Raw genomic sequence first — 25,755 nt, forward strand, 5'->3', positions numbered from 1 at the left:
AAAAGCAACTTATTTAATTCAACCTATAACCAGCGGGCACCCAAGACATGGAGCGGCTCGGCCGCGGAACTCCAGTATGGAAGAAAGTATCTAGAATGATGAGTGCTTTCAAGTCGGCCCTAAAAAGGGGGTCCGGGGGAAAGCGGCTATTAGGACTGCACTAAGTTTGCCCTTCGCTGCCCTATAGCTCCCCTTGCCGCGTCCCCCGGCGGTTTTGGTACTTTTCCCGTGAAAAGTATCGCCCGCCGCGTAGGCGATTAAATTCTTAAAACGTAGTTTTAAGGTTTCTTCTTGCTTTCAAAGCAAGAGAAAGAAAACTTGAAAAGAAATCATAGAACGGAGTTCTAAATAAGCACCGTGCCTTGTGTGAGGCATATACGAAAGAATACGGATTGCCACGTCGGCTTACGCCTCCTCCGGGTGACAAAGGCGGAGGCTTCCCCCCGTGTGGGGGGACTTTTGCGCGCCCGCCGCGTAGGCGAAAAGGAGTATTAGAACCCCGGTTCTAAAAAAAGTCCCCTGCTTTTACGCAAGGGAAAAAACTAAAAGGAGCCTTAGAACCCCGGTTCTAAATAAACTCCCCGCCTCGCGGGGGAAGCCGCAAAGGGGGCGCGGGGGCGTGTCCCGCGTATAAGACAGCGCTTTATCCCCGCTTTCGCCACGTTGCGGGCGCAAGCGTCAAGAGCACGGGGAATATCTCAAGTCTGCCGAAAAGCATATCTACCATAAGCACTATTTTGGATGGCAGCGAGAACATCTCGTAATTGCCCGACGGCCCCACGGCGCCGAAGCCGGGGCCTATGTTGTTTAGGCACGCGACGACCGACGTTGCGCGCGTTTCAAAGTCGATGCTCTCGAACGACAAAAGAAGCAGCGACGCAAGCGCAATAACGATATATACCGCGATATATGCGCTCGTGCCGATGATAACGTCGTTTTCAACTACCTTGCCGCCCAGCCTTACGGCGCTTACGACGCGCGGATGAACGAGGCGGCGAAGACCGCGCTTCATTATCCTGAATATAAGTATGACTCTCGCTATCTTAAAGCTGCACGTGGTGGAGCCTGCGCACGCGCCGCAGAACATAAGTATCAAAAGAACTGTCTTTGAAAACTCGGGCCATGCGGCGTAGTCGGCGGTTGCAAAGCCCGTTGTGGTGATCACCGACGCCACCTGAAACGACGCGTATCTTAACGCCGTGAGCGCGCTTTCGTAATACGACGTGAGATTTATCGTAACTATCGCTATCGCGGCAAGTATTATGCCGATATAGGCGCGAAGCTCCTCGTTTTTTAATACGGCCCTGAAATTGCCGATTATAAGAAAGTAAAAAAGATTCAAATTCACGCCGAAAAGCACCATAAATACGGTTATCACCGTCTCGAAATAGGCGCTGTCGTACGCGGCTACGCTTGCGTTCCTTATCGAAAAGCCGCCTGTGCCCGCCGTTGAAAAGGCGTGCGTCAAGCTGTCGAAAAGCGGCATCCCGCCTATCCAGAGAAGCGCCGTCTCAATCAGCGTGAGCGCGATGTATATGGCGTAGATTATCTTTGCCGCGTCTTTCATCTTGGGCACTATCTTGTCTACGACCGGCCCCGTAAGCTCTGCGCGCATGAGGTATATCGAGCGGTTGCCCGCGAGCGGTATCACGGCCATTACGAAGAACAAAACGCCTATGCCGCCTATCCAGTGGGTAAAGCTTCGCCACAGGAGCATACACCGAGACAGCCCCTCGATATTCGAAAGCACGCTTGCTCCCGTGGTGGTAAAGCCGCTCACCGTCTCAAAAAGAGCGTTTTCAAACTTCGGTATCTCGCCGCTTAGATAAAACGGCAGACATCCTATAACGGACAAAACCACCCACGCCAGCGCAACGATGGCAAAGCCCTCGCGCGCGTAGATCACGCGGTTTTCGGGCTTATTGAACGTAAGCACTATGCCTATCACCGCAGCGACCGCCGCCGTTATGAAAAACTCGCGCCAGCCGCTCTCGCCGAAATACAGCGCGGCGAACGCAGGCAAAAGAAGCATGACCGCCTGCGCTATGAGTATTTGTCCTATTGTATAAAAAACCATGCGTCGGTTCATCTTACGCTACCTCAAACGCCGTTACTTCAAAATATCCGAAATGTCGTCAAGTCCCCTGTTCGTCGTGACCACTATCACCCTGTCGCCCCGCATTATCTCGGTAGAGCCGCCGGGGATTATTATCTCGTCGCCGCGCGTTATGCAGGCGATAAGTATGTTGTCCTTTATGGAAAGGCGCGACAGCGGCACGCCCACCACGTCGGGCGAATGGGAGCGCACGAGAAATTCAAGCGCCTCTACCCTGCCCGAAGCCAGCGTATAAAGCGTTTCCACATTGGAGCCTATGGAGTTTTGCAGCGCGCGCACATACTGCACTATGCCGTTAGCCGTTATATCGCGCGGCGAAACGGCGCTCTCAAGACCCGCCGCCGCCACAAGGCCCGAAAGCGAGGGGCGCGATACCTTGGCTATCACCTTCTGCACGTTTCGGCCCGCAGCGTACATCGCTATTATGATATTCTCCTCGTCGGAGCCGGTAAGCGTTACTACGGCGTCCGTATTGTCAAGCCCCTCCTCAAGGAGCACCGACTGATCGGTCGCGTCGCCGTTTATTATCACGGCCTTTGAAAGAAGCCCGCAAAGCTCCTCGGCGCGGCTTTCGCTCTGCTCTATTATCTTTACCTTCACGCCTATGGCGGCGAGCATATTTGCAAGGTAAAACGCTATGCGGCTGCCGCCTATGAGCATTACGCCCGTCACATCGCGCTTTAACGCCCCCAAAACGCCGAAAAAGGCCTCAAGATTCTTTCTCGACGCCGCGATCCTTATTATATCGCCGCTTCTTATGATAAAATCGCCCGTAGGTATATATACGTCGTCGCCGCGCTGCACTACGCAGACGAGCACGCGCGCGCCCACCTTTTTCGGAAGATCCTTAAGCTGAAGGCCGCTTAAAACGGAGTTCTCCCGCACCCTAAGGCCCACAAGCTCCACACGGCCGCCCGAAAAGGTGTCTATATCTATCGCCGAGGGAAACCGAAGCATCCTAAAAAGCTCTCTTGCCGTGACAAGGTCGGGATTTATTACAAGCGAAAGTCCCAGCTCCTCTCGTATGAGCTGTATCTGTTCGTTATATTCGGGATTTCTTACGCGCGCTATCGTATAGTCCGCGCCCAGCTTTTTTGCAACGAGGCAGCAAAGCAGGTTCATCTCGTCGGAATTGGTGCAGGCGATGAGCAGATCGGCGTCGGGCACTCCGGCCTCGTTTTGAGTTGCGACTATCGCGCCGAAGCCGCATACGCCCATAACGTCGAAGCTGTTGGTTATATCCGTAACTACGCGGCGCGACTTGTCTATAAGCGTGACCTGATGGTTCTCGCGCGCAAGCTGCTCTATAAGCGCGGAGCCTATCTTTCCTCCGCCTACGACTACGATCTTCAAAAAAATCACTTCCCGAATAAATACTGTTTTATTATTTTACCATTATAAAAAAACAATGGCAAGCGGCGTATTTAAAAAGGATCGCGGGCGAAAAAACATGATCTTCGCCCGCAATTTTTCATTTATCTGTCTTCTCTGAAATAGTTGAAGCCCAGGTTTTCCGGTATGTGGCTTCCCTTGTCGCCGCGTATCGACGCTATGAGCAGCACGGCCGCCGTTATGATGAACGGAAGCATATTGAAAAACGCTATCGGAATGACGGAGGGCACGTAGTATTTGAGCACACGAAGCGCGCCGAAAATAAAGCTGCCCAAAATGGCCGTTTGAGGCCGCCATGCGGCGAATATTACCAAAGCTACCGATATCCAGCCCAGGCCGCCGACGCAGTCGGATATCCACACGCCGCCGTTTATTATCATAGAGCAGTATGCTCCGCCTATGCCGCATATGCCGCCGCCTATAAGTATGTTTATAAATTTCCACTTCGTTACCCCGATGGAAGCGGCGTCGGCCGCCGCCGGGTTTTCGCCTATCGCCTGCGTATTTAAGCCGGCCTTCGTTTTAAAAAGATACCAGCCGCATATGAGCGCTATGACTATGCCCGTATATGTGAACGGGTCGTATGAGAAAATGAGCTTGCCCACAACGGGCACGTCGGAAAGAAGCGGGATGTGTATGCTCTTCATCTGCGCTATAAGGTCAGAAGAGAGCTGCCATGTGTTGCTCGTCGTTTTTCCCACCATGTATACGCCCACGAAATTTGCGAAGCCCACGCCGAATATCGTAAGCGTAAGACCTATTACGTTCTGGTTTGCCATAAAGCCTATGGTGAGCACGGCGTATATGAGCGCCGAGACCATGCCGCCCAAAAAGGCGGCTATCATCGAAAGCGCAAGATTATGGCTTGCGTAGCCCGCCATAAAGCCGGTAAGCGCGCCTATGGACATCATGCCCTCTACGCCTAAGTTAAGGTGTCCCACCTTTTCGGAGAGTATCTCGCCCACCGTACCGAATAAAAGCGGCGTTCCCGCGGCTACCGCGGCGACGATGAATTTTAAAACAAAATCAAGAGATATCATTTCTTTACCGCCTCCTTTGTTTCGGCCTTCGGCGCCTTGAGCTTTTTCTCCCTGTGTCCCGCAAATACTATCTTGTATCTTACAAAAAATTCTATCGCCATGATAAAGAAGAGTATTATGCCCTGAAGCACGTCGGCGCAGGCGGTGGAAAGGCCGAACGACGACTGTATTACGCTCGAACCCTTTTCAAGTATGCCGAACGCGAACGACACCACAAGCGCCGCTATGGGATTAAGCTGCGCAAGCCACGCAATTATTATTCCCGTAAAGCCCACGCCGTTTGCAACGCCGGTGCTCAAGGTAGCGTCGGCGCCCGTCGCCTGTATCATGCCGGCTATACCGGCTATGCCGCCCGAAAGCGCCATCGTTCTTATAACTACGCGCTTTACGTTTATCCCGGCATATCTCGCCGTGTCGCGGCTCTCGCCCACTACGCCTATCTCATAGCCCTGCTTCGTTCTGTTAAGATAAATAAAGACCGCCACAACGAGCACGAGCATGACTATCCAGCCCATATGTATGCCTGCGACCTTGTCGAGCTGTGAATTCGATGAAAAGCGCGCTATTTTGTTAAAGCCCGCCGCCTCGGGATCGCGCCAGGGGCCGTCTCGGAGGTATGCGACGATATAGAGCGCGATGTAATTTAACATCAGCGTAAAAAGCGTTTCGTTCGTGCCCCACTTCTCACGGCAGAGCGCCGGAATAAGGCCCCATATGCCGCCGCCTACAAAGCCCGCCGCAAACATTATCACAACCAGCACGACATGCGGAAGCCCCGAACAGAAGAGCGCGAAATACGATGCGAAGACGGCGCCCATGATAAGCTGCCCCTCGCCGCCGATGTTCCAAAACTTCATCTTGAACGCAAGCGTTACTCCGAGCGCCGATATGCACATCGGAATGGTGAATTTTACCGTAGCCTGAAACGCCATCACCGAGCGAAAGCAGCCCGTGACCATAGTTTTGTATATCTCAAAGGGATCATAGCCTATCGAGGCTATGAATATGCCGCCGACCGCGAGCGCCACGACTACCGCAAGGATGCGAAGAAGAAAGCTCTGCGTGCGCGAAAGCTCGGCATGCTTTACTATCCTTAAAAGCGGCTCTCTTTTTTTAGCCTGCATATTCGCGTACCTCCTCCCACTTTTCGCCCGTCATCATAAGGCCTATCTGATCCTTTGTAACTGCCTCGGCGTCAACGACGCCCGTTACCTTTCCGTGGCAGAGCACCATTATCCTGTCGCAGAGCTGCAAAAGCACGTCAAGGTCCTCGCCTATGTATAAAACGGCGACGCCCTTTTTCTTCTGCTCGTTTAAAAGATCGTAAACGAGGTAGCTTGAATTTATATCAAGTCCCCTTACGGGATACGCCGTTATTATCAGGTCGGGACTTGACTCTATCTCGCGCCCGAGCAAAACCTTCTGCACGTTTCCGCCCGACATCATCCTTACGGGCGTTTCAATGCCCGCCGTGACGATGCTGAATTTGTCAACGAGGCGCTCGGCCATCTTTCTTGCGGGCGCGCGGTCAATGAATGCGCCCTTGCCGCGAGTATAAGTTTTAAGGAGCATATTGTCGGTCATTCCCATGCCGGCGACCAGCCCCATGCCAAGCCTGTCCTCCGGCACAAAGCTCATTGATATGCCGCGGTCGATAAGCTCGCGCGGGGTCTTACCCGCTATATTCTCTTTTTTATAAAGTATCGCGCCCTTCTTCGGAGCGATAAGACCGGCTATCGTCTCGCAAAGCTCCTTTTGCCCGCTTCCGGCAATGCCGGCAACTCCCAGTATCTCGCCGCCGTTTATATGAAAGCTCACGTCGTCGAGCGCTGTGCTTCCGTCGGGGCGCATAACGGTGAGATCTACGGTTTTTAATACCTCTTCGTCAGTATCCGTTTTCGGACGCTCTATCTCCAAAGAGACACGACGCCCCACCATAAGCTCCGTAAGCTTTGAAACGTCCACCTCGGCCGTCTTTACGGTGCCGAAGCTTTTGCCCTTTCTAAGTATCGTTACCCTGTCGGATATCGAGAGCACTTCGTTCAGTTTATGCGTTATTATTATTATCGCGCATCCGGCGGCGCGCATGTGCCTGAGTATCTCAAAAAGCTTTTCCGTCTCCTGCGGCGTGAGCACCGCCGTAGGCTCGTCCAAAATGAGTATATTCGCGCCGCGGTAGAGTATTTTCAGTATCTCCACCGTCTGTTTTTCGGATACGCTCATCTCGTGTACCGGCTTTTCGGGGTCTGTTTCAAGGCCGTATTTTTCGCAAAGCTCCGAAACGCGCTTTTTTAAGACCTTCGGCGGCAGCTTTTTCCCCGGCGTTCCGAGCTCGATATTCTCCATGGCGGAAAATATCTTAACAAGCTTAAAATGCTGGTGTATCATGCCTATGCCAAGCTTTTGGGCGTCCATGGGGCTTTGTATCGAAACGGGCTTTTCGTTTACATATATCGTGCCCTCGTCGGGATGATATATCCCCGATATCATGTTCATAAGCGTTGTTTTTCCGCTTCCGTTCTCGCCGAGAAGCGCAAGTATCTCGCCGTAGTTTAGCTCAAGGTCTATCTTGTCGTTCGCTATCACGTTTCCGAATACCTTGGATATCTTTTCGCACCTTATGGCGCATTTTACTTCACCGCTCATATCCTCACCGCCTCTTTATCAAATGACGTTTTAAAACCTTTGGAAGGCTGCTTATCAAAACAAAAAAACATTTTTCGACTTTGGTAAGCAGTCCTCAAAAAAAGACAAAGGGCGGATATAAAACCCGCCCTTTGTCGTTTCTATTATTTAACAATTACATTCTTGTAGTATGCCGTTATAGCGGCGTAATTCGTGCCGTCTACCTCTAAAACGGAGCCGTCGTTCGTCTCCATAGCGCCGTCGCAGCCTATCATATTGCCCGCCGCGTCGGTGTACGTGCCGGTGAATACGTCGAACGAACCGTCTATTATCGCCGCCGCAGCCGCGTTTATCGCGTCCTCGGTGCCTTCAGCAGCCTCTGTAGAAAGATCGGTTATGTTGCAAAGGCCGTCTGCCATCGAGCCGTAGTAGTTGTCTACCTTCTCGCCTATCACCCAAGTGCCGTCCATTACGTTCTTTACTGCCTGAGTGTAGTATGCGCCCCAGTTCCATACGACGCTCGTAAGTACGCTGTCGCCCACTTCGGCCGTCATGTCGGAGTTGTAGCCTACGCCCCATACGCCGTTGTCTCTTGCAACTATCTGCGGGTTATTCGTGTCGCAGTGCTGTGCGATAACGTCGCAGCCGTCGTCGATAAGCGCCTGTGCCGCCTGTCCTTCGCCCTCGGGGTCGTACCACGAATTCGTGATCTTTACCTCTACTACCGCGTCGGGATTTACTGCCGCAACGCCCATTGCGAACGCGTCTATACCGGAGGTGCACTCGCCGTTTTCAACGCCCTGCGCCGAAACGTAGCCTACCTTGCCCGTCCGGGTCTTTAGTCCTGCCGCTATGCCGGAGAGGTAGCGCGCCTCATATATGCGTCCGAAATAGTTGTTGAAGTTTTTGCCGTTCGACTTATAGCCCGTGCCGTGGGAGAAGAATACGTCGGGATACTCCTCGGCCAGAGCCTCGCAGGTGTCCATGTATCCCCAGGAGGTTGCAAAGATTATGTTGCAGCCCTCTTCAACGCACTCTCTCATGGCGTTCTCTATAGCCGTAGCGTCGGAGTCGTCTATGTTGTTCTTTCTTATTATCTGCTCGTCGGAAAGACCGAGCTCCTTCTGCATCGCCACTATGCCCTGATCGTGGGTATAGGTATAGCCCGATCCCGTTGCGGGGTCGCCTATGTGGATAACGCCCACCTTGATGTTCTCAACGGCTACGCCTGCCGCCGTCTCTGTCTGTTCGCTTTCAGTCTCTGCGCCCTGTGCGCCGTCGTCGCTTTTTTGCGATGAGCATCCCGCGAACGCAAGAAGCATCACGGCCAATGCGCACACAAGAGCCAGGATCTTTTTTACATTCATTTTCCCTTACCTCCATATTTTTTTATTTAACGCGCTTTGCGTTATATACTAACTGCGAAATACTATTTTCCCCTCGTTCATGCTTTCTATCACGGCAAGCGACTCTACTCTCACGCCTTCTCTCCTAAGCGCGTCTCCGCCGCCCTGAAAGCCCTTTTCAATGGCTATGCCCGCGCCGACAACGTGCGCGCCGGCCTGGGCGCATATGTCGATAAGGCCCCTAAGGGCGTTTCCCACCGCGAGCAGGTCGTCTATTATAAGCACCCTGTCGCTTTTTAGTAGAAACTTTTTCGATACGCGCACATCGTAAACTCTGCCCTTCGTAAACGACTCCACGGGGCTTGAATAAAGCTCGCCGTCTAAATTTTTGCTCTCCGATTTTTTTGCGAATATAACGGGCACGCCGAAATACTGCGCCGCGATGCAGGCTATGCCAATGCCCGACGCCTCTATGGTGAGTATCTTCGTTACGTTTTCGCGCCCGAAAAGACGGTAAAACTCCTTTCCCATCTCACAAAAAAGACTTATGTCCATATTGTGATTTAAAAAGGCGTCTACCTTTAATATATTGCCCTCTCTTACGGAGCCGTATTTAAGAATATATTCCTTTAAAAGATCCATAATACGTCCCCTTTTTTGAAACTTTCGCCAATATCAGAACATAAAAGAAATCACAGACTCATTATAATCTATTATTTGGGCTTTTTCAACAAAGAACAGAGAAATCGTTGAAAAATATATTTGCGAAAAGCAAAAGACGGCGGATAAACGTATCCGCCGCCTTAAATCATCATCAGCATTATTTGCCTGCAAGATTAAATCTCTTATTGAACCTGTCAACGCGGCCGCCGCTGTCAACGAGCTTCTGCTTACCTGTATAGTAAGGATGGCACTTTGAACATACTTCAACCTTGATCTCAGGCTTTGTGGACATAGTTTCGATAACTTCTCCGCATGCGCATTTAATAACTGCCTTCCCGTATTTCGGATGGATATCTGCTTTCATTTTCAGTTCACCCCATTTCGAGTATATAATAGACTGAATGATATAATATCACACGAATACATAAAATGCAATACCAAATCAAGCTTTTTTAAATATTTTTTATCGCCGAAAGCCTTTTTTTAAAAAGGCTCACTCGTTGCCTTCAAGCCTTCCGTAAGTGTTTACATATCTGTCGAGTTCGTCCTCAAGCTCGGCTATCCTTTGCTCGTCTGCGGCGATAGTTTCTTTCATCTCGGCGATCTGCCTGTCTATCCCGTTTTTCGATATATAATCATACGACGGCTCGATATAAAGCTTCACCGATAAAAAGAACGCCGCAAAAAACACCGCGACCACGATAATAAGCCACATGATAAAACGTGCCGCGCCTCTTTTCATTTGTTTTCTCCTCCTTTATGTTCATGCGCACTTTTCGCGCCTTATTCGTCTGCCGAAATAAGCCTTCCCAAATAAAAGCTGTATATGTACGACTCGGCGCACCGCTTGCCGAAGACCTCCGACACCGCCCTTTTGTAAACGTCAAGCTGTCCCTTGTAGCGCCGCTTTAAAAGCGCGGCGTCTTTTGTGCGGTCCGTCTTAAAATCGATAAGCACGCACCGCCCCTCTTCGTCCTCAAAAAAGCAGTCGATAACGCCCTGCACCATTACGTCGGCTCCGCCGAAAGGCACGTCGTAAAAATCGGCCGCGTCCGCCGACATGAAAAACCGCTTCTCGCGGAAGACGCGCCGCGCGTTTTTCATGCGTTTTGATATCGGCGTTTCAAAAAAGCGCCAAAGCATGTCGATATCCAAAAGCTCCGCGTCGCTTTCCGTCATTTTGCCCGACTGCACGAGCGTTGCCGCCTGATCCTTTATGTCGCTTTTTTCTTTAACGGTCGAAAAATCGACAAGCTCCATAAAAAGATGCATGGCCGTTCCTCTCTTTCGCGGCTCGTCCTCTTTTTTTCTTTTCTCAAAAGAAGCGCCCTCTTTCGGATCAATCGTCTCCTTTACGTATTCCGGCTCGCCGTAAGGCTTTTCCACCTCTAGAAAACGTCCCTTTATCTCCGTTGCGGAAAGCTTTGCCGGAGTGGACGAGAAAGCCGAATACGGATACTTAAACGAAAGCCTTTCGCGGATCTTCTGCACGTCGCTTTTCGGCTCTTCTTTTAAGGCGGGCGTCTCCTTTAAGGGGGGCGCGTCGTCAGAGTCCGCGTCTCTAAGAAGCGTTACCTCTATTTCGCCGCCCGTTGAAAGCTTTAGCGTCGTTTTTTTGTCATACTCCAACATGTCCGCCTTATATATTTTAAATCCTCTTACGAGAAAATCAAGATATGACGACGATTTTAAAGTAAAATATCCGCGCCTCGCGTCTTCTGCCGCATTCAAAAGCTCGCGATCGCGATATATATTAGTGCTCGTTCCGATGAGTATCAGCTTTTCCTGCGCGCGCGTCATCGCAACGTAGAGCGTGCGCATCTCTTCCGCTATGACGCGCCGCCTCATTTTTTCTTTCAGCGCAAGCTTTGATACGAGGGGATAATATATAAGGCGCTCCTTATCAAAAAAGTCGCATCCGAAGCCGAGCTCCCCGTCGAAAAGCACGGGCTCGGCAGTATCTCTCATATTGAACCGCTTGTCAAGGCCCGCTATTATGCACACGGGAAATTCAAGCCCCTTCGATCTGTGTATGCTCATTATCTTTACCGTGCCTTCGCCTTCGTCCTGCGCGCGCCCGGCGGATATCTCTATCTTGTTCTCTATAAGGTAGTCTATATATAATATGAAGTTAAAAAGCCCGCTGTAATGCGACTTTTCATATTCGAAGGCGATACTTTGGAGAGTGTCGAGCTTGCCTATCCGCGCATCTGCGCCGCCCAGTCCCCGGATCATCGCCTTTATCATCGTTGTTTCATATATATAGTCTAAAAACTCCGGCGCGCTCATATCGCCCGACACAAGGCGCGCCTTTTTTATATAGGAAAGCATTGCGGCGCACTTTTCGTTTCCCGAAAGCGCCGCCTCATGTGCCGCCATGTAAAGCGGCGCGTCTTTTTTTTGCAGGCGTATCGCCATTATCTCGTCGTCAGAAAAGCCGAAAACGGGCGAACGCATCACCGACGCGAGCGGTATATCGTAAAGGGGATTGTCTATGCATCTTAAAAGCGCGAGAACGAAAAGCACGTCGGGGTCTGAAAAAAAGTCCTCCTTGCTCTGCGAATTTACGGGTATGCCCTCTTTTTGAAAGACTCTTTCAAACACCGTGGCCGTGGGGTTTACCGAGCGAAGAAGCACGGCGAAGTCGCCGTATCCGGCGGGGCGGTGCGTGCGCGTCTTTACGTCGAACACTTCGGCTCTCTCCCGCATCATCGAGCGTATGAGCCTTGCCGCAAGGCGCGCCTCCTGTTCCTCCTTTGATATGTCGTCCTCGCCGCCGAAATCGTCGCTTTCGCTTTCGTATTCTTCGCTTTTTTCCTTCTTTTCCTGTTGGATGATATAGAGCTCTGTATTTAAGGCGCGCCTGTCCTCTTTATAAAGATCGCTCTCTTTTAAAAATTCATCGCGCGTATAGTCAAGCTCGCCCGCATAAGACGACATTATCTCGGAAAATACGGCGTTCACCGAAGAAAGCGTCTCGCCGTGGCTTCGGAAATTCGTTGAAAGCAGTATGAGCGCGTTTTTTTCGGCGCTTTCGTCTCTGTTGAATGATTTGTATTTTTTTAAGAAGATCCCGGGGTCCGCCTGCCTGAATCCGTAGATGCTCTGCTTTACGTCGCCCACCATAAAAAGGTTTTCGCCGTCGCCTCTCGATATCGCCCCAAATATCAGCTCCTGAATGTTGTTTAAGTCCTGATATTCGTCTATGAATATCTCGTCGTATCTTTGCGACATGGCCGCCGCAAGCTCCGTTTTTTCAAGGCCGCCCTCGCCCTTTCTCCAAAGAAGCGAAAGCGCCGTCTGCTCAAGGTCGTTAAAATCGAGCGCGCCCGCCCCGTCCTTTTCTTCGCGGTAATTTTTCACAAAGGCGCTTATTGCCGCCGAAAGCCCCCTTACGGCGGGCGCCATATTTATAAGGTCCGAAAAAAGCGAGGCGCTTTTATCGGTAAATACGTCTTTTCTTTGCTTTTCTATATCTTTTTTAAGCGCGTCGCGCACGGCCTTGTATCTTTCGTGATGGCCTTCGTGAAGGTCGTCTGAGCTTTTTTTGTTCTTTTGGGGGAGGCGCGAAAACTTTGCCTCATGGAGTATATCGCATACCTCGTCCCACGTTATATCCTCTTTTGAGAGCGCCGAAAGAAGGCGCATATCGCCCGAAAACACGCCGCCGTACTTTTCGCTTCTCTCAAGATCGGGCGATAGCGTCGCGTAAACTTTCTGATACGCCGACACGGTCATTTGAAGCGACGAGATAAGCTCTCGGCCGAAAACGGTCTTGCCGATATCGCCGCCTTCCCCCGCTTCGCACAAAAGCGCGGCGTCTTTTAACTTATCTTCGTAAAACGGCAGCGCTATAAGCTTTTCGTAGATCCCCAAAAGAAGCGCCGAAAAGCGCTTGTCGCTGTTTTTTCTTACAAACATCTCGGCCGCCGCCGTAAAGTCTTTGCCGCCCTCTTCAAACAGCTCGTCGAGCGTGCGCGACATAACGCGCGCCTTCATTATGCGCGCCTCGTCGTCCGACATGAGCTTAAAATCGGGCGCAACTCCCGCTTCAAAGAAGGACGAGCGTATAAGGCGCGAACAAAAGCTGTGTATCGTGCCTATGTCGGCGCCGTATACCATTGTCAGCTGGCGTCTTATATGAGGATCCGCGGGGTTTTTCGCATGCTCGTCTTTCAGCGCCTTGTATATCTTTTCGCGCATACTGGCCGCGGCTGCGTTTGTAAACGTAGATACGAGCATCCTTTCGGTATCGCCGCCGTCAAGTATCTTTCTTATTATGCGCTCTACCAATACGGTCGTTTTGCCGCTTCCCGCCGCCGCCGACACAAGAATGCCTGCGGCGCGGCTTTCTATGGCGCGCCGTTGTTCGTCAGTCCAATTCCCCGCCAATGCTCTCGCCTCCCAGTATCTTATAAACCTGCTCGCGCGTGAGGCGCGCGGGCTTTCTTGTTTTGTTTCCTCTGCCCTCGTCGAAGCGGCATACGCTTTTATATTCGCAAAAGCGGCAGTAAGATGTGTCCCTCGAACGGCCGAAGGGCGCTATTTCTATGCTTCCCTCTGAAAGTTTGTCTCTCATTTCGAGCACCGCCCTTTTTACGCCCTTTTCTATAACGGCGAACTCCTCTTTCGAGGCGACGGAAGTTTTGTCCTTCGGCTCCATGTCTTTATCGTATGAAACGGGTATGTATCTTGAATCCTTCTTTTCTCGAAGCATATTGTCCATCGCCTCTATCAGCTCGCGGTCGCTTCTTATAAGGCCGTTTCTTTTAAACTCCTTTCGGCGCATTTTTAAAAGCTCGTCTTCGCTTATGCTCTTCGGGGCGCGCACCACCGGCTCGTATGCATGAAAATAGAGCGCTCCCGCCGACTCGGCGTCTCCCGTTATCTTTTTGTAATGCTCTGTGAGTGCGAACAGATAAAGAAGCATCTGCATATTAAGGCCGTATACCACGTCGGAAAGCTCGAACGTCTTTTTGCCCGTTTTGTAATCTATAACGCGAAGATAAGTTTTCCCGTCGTTTCTGTAAACGTCTATCCTGTCCACAACGCCGAAAAGGCGCACGCCGTCGTCCTTGTTCTCAGCGGGGCTTATTGTTGCACTTATCTTTCTCTCAAAGCCCTCCGGCACGAAGCTTGATACTTTCAGCTCCTCCGTAAGATTTTCTATTATGGGACTTAGGCTCCTTACAAGGTGAGAGAAAAGATACCGAAAGCGTGCCGAGCGCTCGTCTATAAGATATATCTCGGCCGTAAGATACTCCTTTACGCACTCGCCTATAAGGCTCTCGATCTCTTTTTTGCCGTATTCTCCCAGGCTCTTTTTTCCTTTCATTATTTTAATGAAAAAGCTCTCCAGGATATAATGGACGAACGTGCCCGTGTCCGTTGGGGCAAAGTCGGAACGCTCCGGCTTTTTTATGTCAAGCACATAGTTCATATAATACGCAAAGCGGCACGAATAATATTTTTCTATGCGGCTTGCCGTAAGAACGGTATCGCGGTTTATCATGGCGGCGCGGTTTGCGGGGCTGAAGATCTTCGCCTCGTTTCCCGAGAACACGTATTTTTTCACATGCTCCTCCCATTTTTGCCACCCTTCGTCTTCTCCGAGTATCTCGGCCGCCGCCGAAAGCACGGCGCCGTCCTCGCCGCTCGCACCGCCCGAAAGCGAGGAAAAAACAAGCTCCTTTGCCTTTTGTTTTGAATAAAGGCGCTCCTTTAAGGGTATGTCGCTCTCCCTTTTTTCTTTCAGCGCCGAAAGCGCGGCGTATGCCGACGAAAGAACGCGCGAGGCTTTCGTCTCTGAGCCGTCAGATGAGAGCGGATACGTTATAAGAAGCTCTTTTGAGGGCGCCGAAAGCGCGGCGTATACCAAAAACAGCTCGTAATTTGCATTTTCATAGGCGCTTTTCGATATCTCAAGCCCGATGCTTTTAAGCTCCTCGCGCTCGGCCTCGTCAAAAAGGCCGCCGCCCATGCTTATCTTCGGTATGTTATCGTCAGACGCGCCTATTATCGCGACATACGGCGCGTTGGGCGAGATCACTCTGTCGAAAGACGACAGCGTAACGCAGTCCGCCGCGGGCGGCAGCGCGCCAAGCTTATGCTCCGAGAGAGCAAGCTCAAAAAGCTTTATAAAGCCGCCCGCCGTGCATGGCGAGTCCGAAAGCGTCTCGGCCGTTTCATAAAGCGCCTCCGTTACGGCGCCGCATATCCTTTGATACTCGTCGGCGCGCCTTATATCGCCCTCCTCACTGTATTCGCGCGAAAGTCTTTCGGCCGCCTCAAAAAAGCCCGACTCCTCCATAAACGTAAACACGGCCTCTACCGCCTCGCCGCACGTTTTTGAAAGACCCAGCGCCCCGGAAAGCTTTGAAAGCGGCCCCATTACGCGCGCGCGTATGTCGTTTAAGAAAGACAGCTGTGCTTCGGCGCGCGCTCTTTCTTCTTCGTCGTCGCTTTTTTGTTTTCTTCTTCGTGAAAACGGGTCTTTTGTAAACGGGCGCGTAAGCTTTTCTCCCTTTATGTCCCACATGAGGACGTAATTTTCAAAAGCGCATATCTCCTCGTATGTATAATTGCCCATAAGAAGCTTTAAAAAGCCGAAAAGCTCGCTGTATGCATATTTTTTTGACGCCGCCGAAAGCGCGCCCGTAAGCGCGCGCGCAGGCGCCATGTCGGAAACGCTCTTTTTCTTGTCGGCATAAAGCGGTATCGAATATTTTTCAAACAAGCGGCTAAGCGTCAGCTCATAGCCGCTCATGTCTGCGCACAGCACAAGGAAATCGGAATACCTGGCGCCTAACTGCACGCGCTTTGTTATCCAGTCGCAAAGATATTCCGCCTCGGCGCGCACGTTAGGCGACGAGACGACCTCTATTGCGTCGGCTGCGCCTTCGTATGTTTCGGTTTTCTCCGAAACAAAGGCCTCGCAAAGTATTTTAAGCTCCCGCGGCCTTTTTTTCTCTGTGCCCGTCTTTATTATCTCGGGCGCGTTATCGTAGCGCTCAAAAAGCGCGCATATCTTTTTAAACGTGTTCTTCGTCATCGAAAAAAGGCCGCTTCCCCCGCGCGCCTCGTCATACGAGACAGTTACGGTGATGTCGCCGCAAAGCCGTATAAGCTCCTCGAGCACAAGATACTCATGCGGCGTAAAGCCGAAAAAGCCGTCTACGTAAAACGTGCCGGGAAGAGACGAAAGCGACGACATAAGCCGCGCAAGGCGCGTAAGGTCGTCCGACGGGTCCTTGTAGGCGCGGCCTATGTGCGCCTCGTAAGCCGAATATATGAGCGCGGCGTCTTTAAGCTTTTGTGAGGTGCGCTCGCTTTCGCACCTTTCCGACGCCGAGCGCATCCGCTCGGGCGTAATGTTATACGTTTTAAGGTCGTTTACGGCGGCGGTCATGGCGCGAGCGAACTCGCTTTTGTGCGCGGCGCCGCGAAACACGGTAAGCGCCTCCGACACGCCCGAAACGGCAAGGCTCATTATAAGCTGCTTCGACGCGGCGCTTGCATAAACTCCGCCCGCCGCCGCATATCTTGAAAACATAAGGCGCGCAAAGCGGACGAAGCTCAGTATCTCAACGTGCGCCGCCGCCCCGTTTCCCAAGGCGCAAAGCGCCGCGCGCTCGTACATCATAGTGGACTGCTCCGGCACGAGTATTATAATATCGCTCTCTTCGCGCCGTATCCTATCCCGTATCTCATCAAAGATATATGTCGTCTTCCCGCTTTGGAGCGGGCCTGTGATAAGTTTAGACAATGACGGTCACCTCGAATATATTTTACCATAAAAGAAGGACATATTCAGGATATATGAAAAAAAAGAGAGACAACGTCAAAATATATTAAATTTTTGTTAAATCTGACTTGATTTTAACAAGGATTTATTATATAGTATTAGTGTATATTATTTATACAAGATGAATCCGGTTCGTTCATTTTTATGCAAATTGCGAAGGGAGGGCGAATGATGCAGAATGTTATTGGCGAGATCATCGGAGCTGAAGCCGAGGCGCAGAAAATAACGAGCGACGCAATAAAAAAACGCGAAAGCATAAATGAGGACGTAAAGGCACAGGCCGACGCCCTGCGTAAAGAACGCATGGCCGAGGCGAAGCGTCAGATAGAAGAAAAGCTTTCAGCGCAGACTGCCGAGCTTGATAAAAAAGTAAGCGAAGCCGAAAGCGAATATAAGAAAAAAGCTTCGGAGATAGACGCCGCGTACAACAAGAACAAAGACTCTTGGATCGACCTTGCATTTAAAAAAGTGATAGGCAAGTAAATTGATGGCAGGTGACAAAACTCAATGTTTGAAATCGTTAAATACGGCGGACTCTTGGGTAAAGCCGCGGGAGTTTATGCAAAGCGCATAACAAGCGAGCAGTTTGCCGAGATGAAGCAGAAAACATCAGCCGAAGAGATCGTTGCGCAGCTCAAATCCCACAAGGGATACAGCGACGTTCTTTCGGAGTTCTCGGAACGGGGCTTCGACCGCGAGGCGCTTGAACGAAAGCTTTCCATGACGATCGAGCAGGATTTCGGGATGCTGTACCGCTATACGACGCAGAGCGACGCGGACCTTCTTAAATATTTCGTCATACAGAACGACGTTGAGCAGATACTGAAATATGTGCGCCTTCTTCAGGCTAAAAAAACGGAAACATATTCATATGAGCCGACGAGCTTTATAACTCATCTGTCGCGTCTGGAGTTTTCGAAGTTCAAAACGAGCCAGACGCTCGACGAATTTATCGAATCATTGTCGCAGACTCCGTATTACAGTATCATGCTTCCGTATAAGACAAAGGAAGGCTTTGATTATACGCATCTTGAGGGAGCGCTGATGACATTCCTTTTCAAAAAGTTCTTAAAGCTCATAGAAGGCCACAAGGACCCCGGCGTAAGAAAAGAGCTTTCCAAGTTCGTAAAGACCTTTATAGATATGAAGAACTTTACGAATGTGCTCAGATGCCTCTACGTCGGACAGGACAGACAGTCCATTTACGGATATCTTCTCCCCTTCTCGTCCGACACGGCGGCAAAGCAGCTTGTGAATTCCATGATAAACGCCCATTCCTACGACGAGGGACTTGCGCTTCTTATGGATTCGCCGTACAAGAAGTATTTTGATACGGGCGCAGACGAAGGCTCGAAATTTATCGAAAGCTACTATCTTGAATACGAGTACAAATTCGCAAAGAAGACTATAACGAGCCTTACGCCCAGCGTGGCGCTCGTAGTCGCGTACCTCGTATATAAAGACCTCGAGGTTAAGAATATAATCCATCTTATCGAGGCGAAAAGTTATGATCTGACCACTGAAGAAATGGAGCGTTTCTTCATCGGCGCAAAGAAAGCGGGGTGATATTTTATGTCTGTTGAAAAAATGCAGCTCGTACACGTTTTAGGCAGCATGGACATGTTCCCGCGCGCAGCCGACATCTTGTGCGACACGCGCAATTTTCATCCCGAGAACACGAAGGAGTTTTTGGGGAAGTTTGAAAACATCGTGCCGTTCGAGTCGAGAAATCCTTACGATCACACGCTTTCGCTTGCTTTGGAGTCGCTTTCTTTAGCCTCTCTAAAGCCGCAGAAGAAAGACTTCTCGGCCGTTTCGAAAAGCGACCGCGAGATCGAGCTTTACTTTGAAGACGTGCGCGACTATTATCTCGAGCTGGGAAAGAAAAAGGACGACTACGCTTCCGCCATTTCAAAAAGCGAGTACGCCATAGGCTTTTTAGAGCCGTTAGGCTCTCTCGACGTTCCCGTTTCAAAGCTTGTAAGCTTTGAATACATAGCCGTAAGATTCGGCAAGATGCCCGTTTCGAGCAACGAAAAATACAAGCTCTTCATAATGGAGAACGAAGACGTGTTCTTCTTCCCCTTTAAGGAGGACAAGGAAAGCGTTTACGGCATGTACATAGCGCCTACGGCGTCTATAGAAAAGGCGGACGCGGTGTTCGACTCATTGGGATTTGAGCGGCTGCCCTCGGGAGAGGAATATGACGCCGCCCCGAAAGAGACTATAGAGATGCTCGGCCGCGACATCGAAAAGATGAAAGAAAGCATCACAGCCCTTGAAAACGAGGGGCGCGAATATGCCGAAAAGAACGGCGAAACGATGCTTACGCTCTATGCAAAGACGCGCCACGATTTCGAGGTATATAAGCTTATGTGCCATGCGGCGCACTCCGAAAGCACGTTCTACCTTGTGGGCTGGGTGCCGAAAAGAAACGCCGACGCTCTCAAAGCCTCGTTTGAAAGCGAGGAGGCGCTTATGTGCAACTTCGTTACGGACAGAGACGAGGAGATAGAGTGCCCCGATATAATGCCGCCCACGAAGCTTAGAAACTTCGCGCTGTTTAGGCCGTTCGAGGCGTTCCTTAAAATGTACGCGCTTCCGTCTTACAACGAGATGGACCCCACTCCCCTTCTTGCGATAGCATATTCCATACTCTTCGGCGTGATGTTCGGAGACGTGGGACAGGGAGCGGTGCTCTTTATAGCCGGTCTTATCTTCGGCTTTGTAAAGAAAAGAACTCTCGGAAAGATAATAGCGTGCGTAGGCGTGTTCTCGATAATATTCGGCTTCGTATACGGAAGCTTCTTCGGATACGAGGACATAATACACGGCCCGTTCCACGCGATGGAGCATATAAGCTTCACGCTTACGGGATCGGTAATTCTCGGCATGGTGATGGTAGTGTTTATGATAATCTTAAATATCATAAACGGTTTCCGTCAGAAGAACTTTGAAAAAGTTGTATTTTCGTCGAACGGCTTTGCCGGACTTGCGCTCTACGTGGGCATAATCGCGGTAATACTTCTTCTTTTCAATCTCGGCGCAAATCTGCTTTCACCGTGGTTCATCGTTGTGTTCATCGTTATACCGCTTATCCTCATATGGTTCAGAGAGCCTCTTTCGCACTTATGCCTGCGAAGGAAGTGGAAGCCCGAGGACAAGGCGATGTATTTCGTTGAAAACTTCTTTGAGCTTATCGACGTTCTGCTTTCGGCTCTTACTAATACGCTGTCCTTCATAAGAGTCGGGGCGTTCGCACTCAATCACGTCGGTATGATGATGGTCGTTTTCATACTGGCAGAGCAGGCCAACGGAGGTCAGAACATGGCCGTTGTCGTTATCGGCAACATCTTTGTAATGGCCCTTGAGGGTCTTTTGGTTGGCATACAGGTACTCAGGCTCAACTATTATGAGTTCTTCTCACGTTTCTACGAAGGAAACGGCCGAGCGTTTGAACCTGTTAGCATAAAATACAATAAAAACAACATTTAGGAGGAATTTTATCATGGAGTACATTCTTTTATTAGTAGTAGCAGCAATAATAGTTATGCCTGCAATACTTATAGGCAAGCGCATCTTAACGGGTAAAAAAGCAAAGTACGCAATGGTAGCAAACGTAGCGGCGATACTCGCCATCTGCGCTCTCACCGTAGCTGGTCCTTTAGGAAACATCGCACTGGCTGCAGGCTCGGCTGCCGGCGCTGACGTAGCGGCTCTCATCGCAGCAAGCGGCAACGCATTCATAGGCGCAGGCCTCGCGGTAGGTCTTGCCTGCGTAGGCGCAGGTATCGCAGTTGCAAGCTCGGCTTCCACCGCAATAAGCGCAATGACCGAGAATTCCAGCATCATGGGACGCGCGCTCATCTTCGTTGCTCTTGGCGAAGGTATTGCTATCTACGGTCTTCTTATCGCGATCCAGATCATCAACAAGATCCCGCTTTGATCTATCGCAAAAGGAGGCTGTTATGCGTTATTATCTTTTAAGCGATAATATCGATACCCTTACGGGTATGCGCCTTGTCGGTATAGAGGGCGAGATCGTAAACGACGCAGACACTCTTTCAAAGAGGATAGACGCGCTCACCCGCGATCCCGACGTTGCAGTTATACTTCTTACCGACACGGTAAACAATATGTGCAAAGAAAAGCTTATAAATATAAAGCTTAACTATAAACAGCCTTTGATTGTTGTTATACCCGACAGACACGGTCGCGGAAGCTTGAGCGATTCTATAACATCGTATGTTAAAGATGCGGTCGGATTAAAGATTTGAGGTGAAGATAAATGAGCGAAGAAAACATTGCCCGCAGCGGTAACGCAAAGCTTGAGCGTTTTATCGAAACCGTACGCGCCGAGGCCGAAAAGCGCCGCGACGAAATATTAGCGCAAACAAAGGCTCTTACAGATGAAAAGATAGCGGTTGAACGCGATAAAATAGAACGCGAGATCTCTGCCTACCTTTTTGAAGAACAGGAAAAACTCGACGCAAGATATAAGCAAACGCTCTCAAAAGTCAATTTTGACGGCAGGCGTATGCTCCTTACAAAGCGCGAAGAGGTCATTGGTTCGGTCTTTGACGAAGTAAAGGCAAAGCTTAGGGAATATGCGAAAACCGATGAATACAAGGCCTACGTTGTAGGCCGCGTAAAGGCGGCGAAAGCCGATATGGGCGAAGGCAGCGTGGCTATAACCTTGCGTCCCGACGATAAGGCGCTTGCAGACGAGGTCAGGGCAGCGTGGGGCGACGGCGCAGAGATAAAGTTCTCGGGCGCCATTGAGAACGGGGGCGTTATGATCGCCTCCCCCGAAAAGCAGATCGTAGTTGACGAGACCTTTGACAAAAAGCTTGTCGAAGCACAAAGCGATTTCGTTAAGACGAGCGGCTTGTATTTCGGCTGATATAAGGCCAATAAGATAAAGCAGGTGTATAATTATGTCTAATGAAACATCAGTAAAGATTTACGGTATAAACGGCCCTGTCGTTACCGTTGAAAGCAACGATGTCCTTAAAATGTCCGAAATGGTCTATGTCGGAAACGAGAACCTCATCGGCGAGGTTATCGGTATCGGAGACGACTACTCGATAATCCAGGTCTACGAGTCTACGACGGGCATACGTCCCGGCGAGCCCGTAACAACAACGGGACGCTCGATGTCTTTAAAGCTCGGCCCCGGCATAGTTTCAAACATTTTCGACGGCATCCTCCGTCCCCTCCTTCGTATAAAAGAGGAGTCGGGAGCTTTCATTGACCGCGGTATAAACATCGACGCCCTCGATCACGAACGTCTTTTCGACGTTACGGTCAAGGTCGAAAAGGGCCAAACAGTCAAAAGCGGCGATATCTTCTGCACTTGCCCCGAAACTCCGCTTATCGAGCACCGCTGCATGGTGCCGAACGGTATCGAGGGCGAAGTAGTGGAAGTAGTGCCGAACGGTCAGTATAATGTTGATACGGAAATAATCAAAGTAAAAACTCCTTCGGGAGATATAGTCGCTCTTCCCATGTGGCAGGAATGGCCTATAAGAGTGCCGCGCCCGTTTGAAAAGCGCATACCGATAGATACGCCGCTCGTAACGGGCCAGCGCGTTATCGACACGCTCTTCCCCATCGCCAAGGGCGGCTGCGCCGCTATCCCCGGCGGTTTCGGTACGGGCAAAACGATGACTCAGCACCAGCTTGCAAAGTGGTGCGACGCAGACATCATAGTATACGTAGGCTGCGGCGAGCGCGGAAACGAGATGACGCAGGTACTCGACGAGTTCGCAGAGCTTATCGACCCTAAGTCAAACGAAAAGCTCACGAACCGTACCGTGCTTATTGCAAATACGTCAAACATGCCTGTTGCCGCGCGTGAGGCTTCTATCTACACGGGCATAACCTTGGGCGAGTTCTACCGCGACATGGGCTACCACGTTGCAATAATGGCCGACTCCACCTCGCGCTGGGCCGAGGCCCTTCGTGAGATATCCGGACGACTTGAGGAAATGCCCGCCGAGGAAGGTTACCCCGCATATCTCCCCTCGCGTCTGGCGGCCTTCTACGAGCGCGCAGGCTTCGTTCACGCGCTTTCGGGACAGGACGGTTCGGTATCTATAATCGGCGCCGTATCCCCGCAGGGCGGCGACTTCTCTGAGCCCGTAACGCAGAATACGCAGAGATTTACGCGCTGCTTCTGGGCGCTTGATAAGCAGCTTGCATATGCGCGTCACTATCCGTCGATAAACTGGCTGCAAAGCTACAGCGAATATTTTACCGACCTCGCTCCGTGGTTCTCTGATAAGGTAAACGAAAAATTTGCTCCCTACCGCACGCGCCTCATGGCACTTTTACAGGAAGAGAGCAGACTTATGGAAATAGTTAAGCTCATCGGCGGCGACTTTTTGCCCGACGATCAGAAGCTTATCATTGAGATCGCAAGAGTAATAAGAGTCGGATTCCTTCAGCAGAACGCGTTCCACGCAAGCGATACATACGTTCCCCTTGAAAAGCAGTTCAAGATGATGGAGGTTATCGTTTACCTTTACAATGCGGCGCTTGAGCTTGTCGGCATGAGCGTTCCGATGTCCGTCATCCTCGGTTCAGGACTCTTTGAAAGTCTTATTAAGATCAAATACGACGTTCCGAACGATCAGATCGAGCTTATCGACGGCTATAAGACGCAGATAGACGAGTTCGTAGAAAAGACGAAAAAGGAGTATGCGAACATATTAACATTGAATATTTAGGACTTAGTGAGATAAACGGTCCGCTTATCGCTATTGACAACGTAAAGGGCGCATCCTTTGAGGAAATGGTCGAGATAGCCGTTGAAGGCGGCGAGAACCGCATGGGCCGTATCGTACAGATGTACGGCGACAAGGCTATCGTTCAGGTGTTCGAGGGTACGAGCGGTCTTTCGAGAAAGAACACGCGCGCCCGCTTTACGGGCAAGCCCATGGAAATGCCGGTATCGCGCGAGCTTCTCGGCCGCGTATTCGACGGCGCAGGCCGCCCGATAGACGGACTTGGCGAGATATTCGCCGAAAAGCGCGTAGATGTAAACGGAAAGCCTATAAATCCGGCTGCCCGCACATATCCGCGTAACTATATAAGAAGCGGCATATCTACGATAGACGCGCTTTCTACCATCATCCGCGGACAGAAGCTGCCCATATTCTCCGGCGCAGGTATGCCCCACGACCAGTTGGCCGTTCAGATAGTTAAGCAGGCTCAGATAATGGGCTCCGGCGAGGAATCGAGCGAGGACTTCGCTATAGTATTCGCCGCAATGGGCGTTAAAAACGACGTTGCCGACTACTTTAGAAGAAGCTTTGAGGAAAGCGGCGTTTTGGAGCGCGTTTCCATGTTCTTAAACCTCTCGAACGACCCCATAGTCGAGCGTATACTTACTCCGCTCTGCGCGCTCACCGCGGCGGAATACCTTGCGTTCGACCTCGGTATGCAGATACTCGTTATCATGACCGACATGACCTCCTACGCAGAGGCGCTGCGTGAGTTCTCGTCGTCAAAGGGCGAGATCCCCGGCCGTAAGGGTTATCCGGGCTATCTTTACTCCAACCTTGCAACGCTTTATGAGAGAGCGGGCATCATACAGGGCTCCAAGGGCTCCATAACCCAGATCCCGATACTTACGATGCCCAACGACGATATAACGCACCCCGTTCCCGACCTTACGGGATACATCACCGAGGGGCAGATAGTTCTTGACAGAACGCTCGACCAGTCGGGTATATATCCGCCCATCTCCGTGCTTCCGTCGCTTTCGCGACTTATGAAGGACGGTATCGGTAAGGGCTTTACGCGCGAGGACCATCCTCCCCTGTCGAACCAGCTCTTCTCCGCTTACGCAAAGGTAATGGACGCGCGTTCGCTCGCGTCGGTAATCGGCGCCGACGAGCTTTCGGAGAACGATAAGAAGTATCTCGAATTCGGCCGTCAGTTCGAAGAGCGCTTTGTAACGCAGGGCATAAACGAGAACCGCACTACGGAGTATTCGCTCGACTTAGGCTGGGAGCTTCTTACGCTCTTGCCCGAAAGCGAGCTTGACCGTATCGATAAGGAGCTGCTTGCTAAGTATTACAAGAAGCAAAACACCACACAGCCCAGGAGTGATGCGTAATGGATATGTCCCTGTTCCCAACGAAAAGTAATCTCATGAAGGCTAAGCATTCGCTTGAGCTTGCCCAGTTAGGCTATGAGCTTATGGACAAAAAGCGCGTTGTCTTAGTTAAAGAAATGATGTCGCTTTTCGACGATGCAAAGGCCATACAGGCAGAGATAGACGATACCTTTGCCGAAGCTTACCGCGCGCTTCAGATAGCGTTCATCTCGCTCGGCGTATCGCATGAGATAGCGCTTTCCGTGCCGGTGGACGACTCGCTGGAGCTAAAATACAGAAGCGTAATGGGTATCGAGATACCTACGCTTAGAAGCACCCAGTCGGCTCCGGGCATATACTACGGCCTTTCATCGAGCAACTCGTTACTTGACGAGGCGTATATGAAGTTTCGTAAGGTAAAGGAGCTCACCTTGAAGCTTGCCGAGATCGAGAACAGCATATACCGCCTTGCGACTAACGTAAAAAAGGTGCAAAAGCGCACAAACGCGCTTTCGAATATCATTATCCCCCGCTATACGCAGGTGATATACGATATTTCAAACGCACTTGAGGAAAAAGAGCGCGAGGAGTTTTCAAGACTGAAGGTAATAAAGAACACCAAGCAGAAATAAGCAAAAAATATGCTTGCGGCGCGTCCCGTGGGA

At 50.8% G+C, this 25,755-nt stretch carries 20 protein-coding genes; 9 read left to right on the forward strand and 11 right to left on the reverse strand.

Annotated elements, in window-relative coordinates; genetic code table 11:
- Positions 1–643: 643 nt before the first annotated feature.
- The 11 genes from IJG50_02430 to IJG50_02480 form a co-directional block, all read right to left on the reverse strand.
- Entirely contained in the window at positions 644–2,089 is a 1,446-nt protein-coding gene (locus IJG50_02430; GenBank protein ID MBQ3378702.1) for a TrkH family potassium uptake protein, read from the reverse strand.
- Between the two features lie 21 nt (positions 2,090–2,110).
- Positions 2,111–3,469 carry a Trk system potassium transporter TrkA gene (gene trkA / locus IJG50_02435; GenBank protein MBQ3378703.1) on the reverse strand — a complete coding sequence of 453 codons (1,359 nt, stop codon included), beginning with the start codon at positions 3,467–3,469 and terminating at the stop codon, positions 2,111–2,113.
- Between the two features lie 122 nt (positions 3,470–3,591).
- Entirely contained in the window at positions 3,592–4,548 is a 957-nt protein-coding gene (locus IJG50_02440) for an ABC transporter permease (GenBank protein ID MBQ3378704.1), read from the reverse strand.
- Positions 4,545–5,672: an ABC transporter permease gene (locus IJG50_02445; GenBank protein MBQ3378705.1), complete on the reverse strand. Its 1,128-nt coding sequence runs from the start codon at positions 5,670–5,672 to the stop codon at positions 4,545–4,547. Before IJG50_02445 ends, IJG50_02440 begins: the two co-directional genes overlap by 4 nt.
- The gene (locus IJG50_02450) at positions 5,662–7,194 is read right to left on the reverse strand and encodes an ABC transporter ATP-binding protein (GenBank protein MBQ3378706.1); all 1,533 of its coding nucleotides are present in this window, start codon (positions 7,192–7,194) and stop codon (positions 5,662–5,664) included. The genes IJG50_02445 and IJG50_02450 overlap by 11 nt, the downstream gene beginning before the upstream one ends.
- Before the next feature lie 143 nt (positions 7,195–7,337).
- On the reverse strand, positions 7,338–8,540 hold the full coding sequence (locus IJG50_02455) for a BMP family ABC transporter substrate-binding protein (GenBank protein MBQ3378707.1): 1,203 nt from the start codon (positions 8,538–8,540) through the stop codon (positions 7,338–7,340).
- A 48-nt stretch (positions 8,541–8,588) separates the two neighbouring features.
- Positions 8,589–9,161: a xanthine phosphoribosyltransferase gene (locus IJG50_02460; GenBank protein ID MBQ3378708.1), complete on the reverse strand. Its 573-nt coding sequence runs from the start codon at positions 9,159–9,161 to the stop codon at positions 8,589–8,591.
- A 178-nt stretch (positions 9,162–9,339) separates the two neighbouring features.
- Positions 9,340–9,546, reverse strand: coding sequence for a 50S ribosomal protein L31 (gene rpmE, locus IJG50_02465; GenBank protein MBQ3378709.1), 207 nt, complete (start codon positions 9,544–9,546; stop codon positions 9,340–9,342).
- Between the two features lie 129 nt (positions 9,547–9,675).
- Positions 9,676–9,924 carry a hypothetical protein gene (locus tag IJG50_02470; protein MBQ3378710.1) on the reverse strand — a complete coding sequence of 83 codons (249 nt, stop codon included), beginning with the start codon at positions 9,922–9,924 and terminating at the stop codon, positions 9,676–9,678.
- 41 nt (positions 9,925–9,965) lie between these two features.
- Complete coding sequence (gene addA / locus IJG50_02475) at positions 9,966–13,574, reverse strand: helicase-exonuclease AddAB subunit AddA (protein ID MBQ3378711.1); 3,609 nt, start codon at positions 13,572–13,574, stop codon at positions 9,966–9,968.
- On the reverse strand, positions 13,555–16,947 hold the full coding sequence (locus IJG50_02480) for a PD-(D/E)XK nuclease family protein (GenBank protein ID MBQ3378712.1): 3,393 nt from the start codon (positions 16,945–16,947) through the stop codon (positions 13,555–13,557). The genes addA and IJG50_02480 overlap by 20 nt, the downstream gene beginning before the upstream one ends.
- A gap of 207 nt (positions 16,948–17,154) precedes the next feature.
- Between IJG50_02480 and IJG50_02485 the strand changes: the two genes are divergently transcribed.
- The 9 genes from IJG50_02485 to IJG50_02525 are packed head-to-tail and all read left to right on the forward strand — an operon-like array spanning position 17,155 to position 25,722.
- Positions 17,155–17,469 (forward strand): hypothetical protein, encoded by a 315-nt coding sequence (locus IJG50_02485; protein ID MBQ3378713.1) that lies wholly within the window; start codon positions 17,155–17,157, stop codon positions 17,467–17,469.
- A 24-nt stretch (positions 17,470–17,493) separates the two neighbouring features.
- Positions 17,494–18,552, forward strand: coding sequence for a V-type ATPase subunit (locus IJG50_02490; GenBank protein ID MBQ3378714.1), 1,059 nt, complete (start codon positions 17,494–17,496; stop codon positions 18,550–18,552).
- 6 nt (positions 18,553–18,558) lie between these two features.
- Entirely contained in the window at positions 18,559–20,481 is a 1,923-nt protein-coding gene (locus IJG50_02495) for a hypothetical protein (protein ID MBQ3378715.1), read from the forward strand.
- 13 nt (positions 20,482–20,494) lie between these two features.
- Positions 20,495–20,932, forward strand: coding sequence for an ATPase (locus IJG50_02500; GenBank protein ID MBQ3378716.1), 438 nt, complete (start codon positions 20,495–20,497; stop codon positions 20,930–20,932).
- A gap of 22 nt (positions 20,933–20,954) precedes the next feature.
- The gene (locus IJG50_02505; protein ID MBQ3378717.1) at positions 20,955–21,263 is read left to right on the forward strand and encodes a V-type ATP synthase subunit F; all 309 of its coding nucleotides are present in this window, start codon (positions 20,955–20,957) and stop codon (positions 21,261–21,263) included.
- Between the two features lie 11 nt (positions 21,264–21,274).
- Positions 21,275–21,889, forward strand: coding sequence for a hypothetical protein (locus tag IJG50_02510; protein MBQ3378718.1), 615 nt, complete (start codon positions 21,275–21,277; stop codon positions 21,887–21,889).
- A gap of 34 nt (positions 21,890–21,923) precedes the next feature.
- Positions 21,924–23,717 carry a V-type ATP synthase subunit A gene (locus IJG50_02515; GenBank protein ID MBQ3378719.1) on the forward strand — a complete coding sequence of 598 codons (1,794 nt, stop codon included), beginning with the start codon at positions 21,924–21,926 and terminating at the stop codon, positions 23,715–23,717.
- Positions 23,699–25,111, forward strand: coding sequence for a V-type ATP synthase subunit B (locus tag IJG50_02520; GenBank protein ID MBQ3378720.1), 1,413 nt, complete (start codon positions 23,699–23,701; stop codon positions 25,109–25,111). Before IJG50_02515 ends, IJG50_02520 begins: the two co-directional genes overlap by 19 nt.
- Complete coding sequence (locus IJG50_02525) at positions 25,111–25,722, forward strand: V-type ATP synthase subunit D (GenBank protein ID MBQ3378721.1); 612 nt, start codon at positions 25,111–25,113, stop codon at positions 25,720–25,722. The genes IJG50_02520 and IJG50_02525 overlap by 1 nt, the downstream gene beginning before the upstream one ends.
- Positions 25,723–25,755: the final 33 nt, after the last annotated feature.

The sequence above is a fragment of the Clostridia bacterium genome, assembly GCA_017405765.1.
Lineage (GTDB): Bacteria > Bacillota > Clostridia > Oscillospirales > RGIG577 > RGIG577.

Bases quoted from the DNA above. Each gene is read 5' to 3' on its own strand.
- IJG50_02430 (MBQ3378702.1), bottom strand. From the start codon at position 2,089: ATGAACCGACGCATGGTTTTTTATACAATAGGACAAATACTCATAGCG.
- IJG50_02440 (MBQ3378704.1), bottom strand. From the start codon at position 4,548: ATGATATCTCTTGATTTTGTTTTAAAATTCATCGTCGCCGCGGTAGCC.
- IJG50_02445 (MBQ3378705.1), bottom strand. From the start codon at position 5,672: ATGCAGGCTAAAAAAAGAGAGCCGCTTTTAAGGATAGTAAAGCATGCC.
- IJG50_02450 (MBQ3378706.1), bottom strand. From the start codon at position 7,194: ATGAGCGGTGAAGTAAAATGCGCCATAAGGTGCGAAAAGATATCCAAG.
- IJG50_02455 (MBQ3378707.1), bottom strand. From the start codon at position 8,540: ATGAATGTAAAAAAGATCCTGGCTCTTGTGTGCGCATTGGCCGTGATG.
- IJG50_02460 (MBQ3378708.1), bottom strand. From the start codon at position 9,161: ATGGATCTTTTAAAGGAATATATTCTTAAATACGGCTCCGTAAGAGAG.
- rpmE (MBQ3378709.1), bottom strand. From the start codon at position 9,546: ATGAAAGCAGATATCCATCCGAAATACGGGAAGGCAGTTATTAAATGC.
- IJG50_02470 (MBQ3378710.1), bottom strand. From the start codon at position 9,924: ATGAAAAGAGGCGCGGCACGTTTTATCATGTGGCTTATTATCGTGGTC.
- IJG50_02485 (MBQ3378713.1), top strand. From the start codon at position 17,155: ATGATGCAGAATGTTATTGGCGAGATCATCGGAGCTGAAGCCGAGGCG.
- IJG50_02490 (MBQ3378714.1), top strand. From the start codon at position 17,494: ATGTTTGAAATCGTTAAATACGGCGGACTCTTGGGTAAAGCCGCGGGA.
- IJG50_02495 (MBQ3378715.1), top strand. From the start codon at position 18,559: ATGTCTGTTGAAAAAATGCAGCTCGTACACGTTTTAGGCAGCATGGAC.
- IJG50_02500 (MBQ3378716.1), top strand. From the start codon at position 20,495: ATGGAGTACATTCTTTTATTAGTAGTAGCAGCAATAATAGTTATGCCT.
- IJG50_02505 (MBQ3378717.1), top strand. From the start codon at position 20,955: ATGCGTTATTATCTTTTAAGCGATAATATCGATACCCTTACGGGTATG.
- IJG50_02510 (MBQ3378718.1), top strand. From the start codon at position 21,275: ATGAGCGAAGAAAACATTGCCCGCAGCGGTAACGCAAAGCTTGAGCGT.
- IJG50_02515 (MBQ3378719.1), top strand. From the start codon at position 21,924: ATGTCTAATGAAACATCAGTAAAGATTTACGGTATAAACGGCCCTGTC.
- IJG50_02525 (MBQ3378721.1), top strand. From the start codon at position 25,111: ATGGATATGTCCCTGTTCCCAACGAAAAGTAATCTCATGAAGGCTAAG.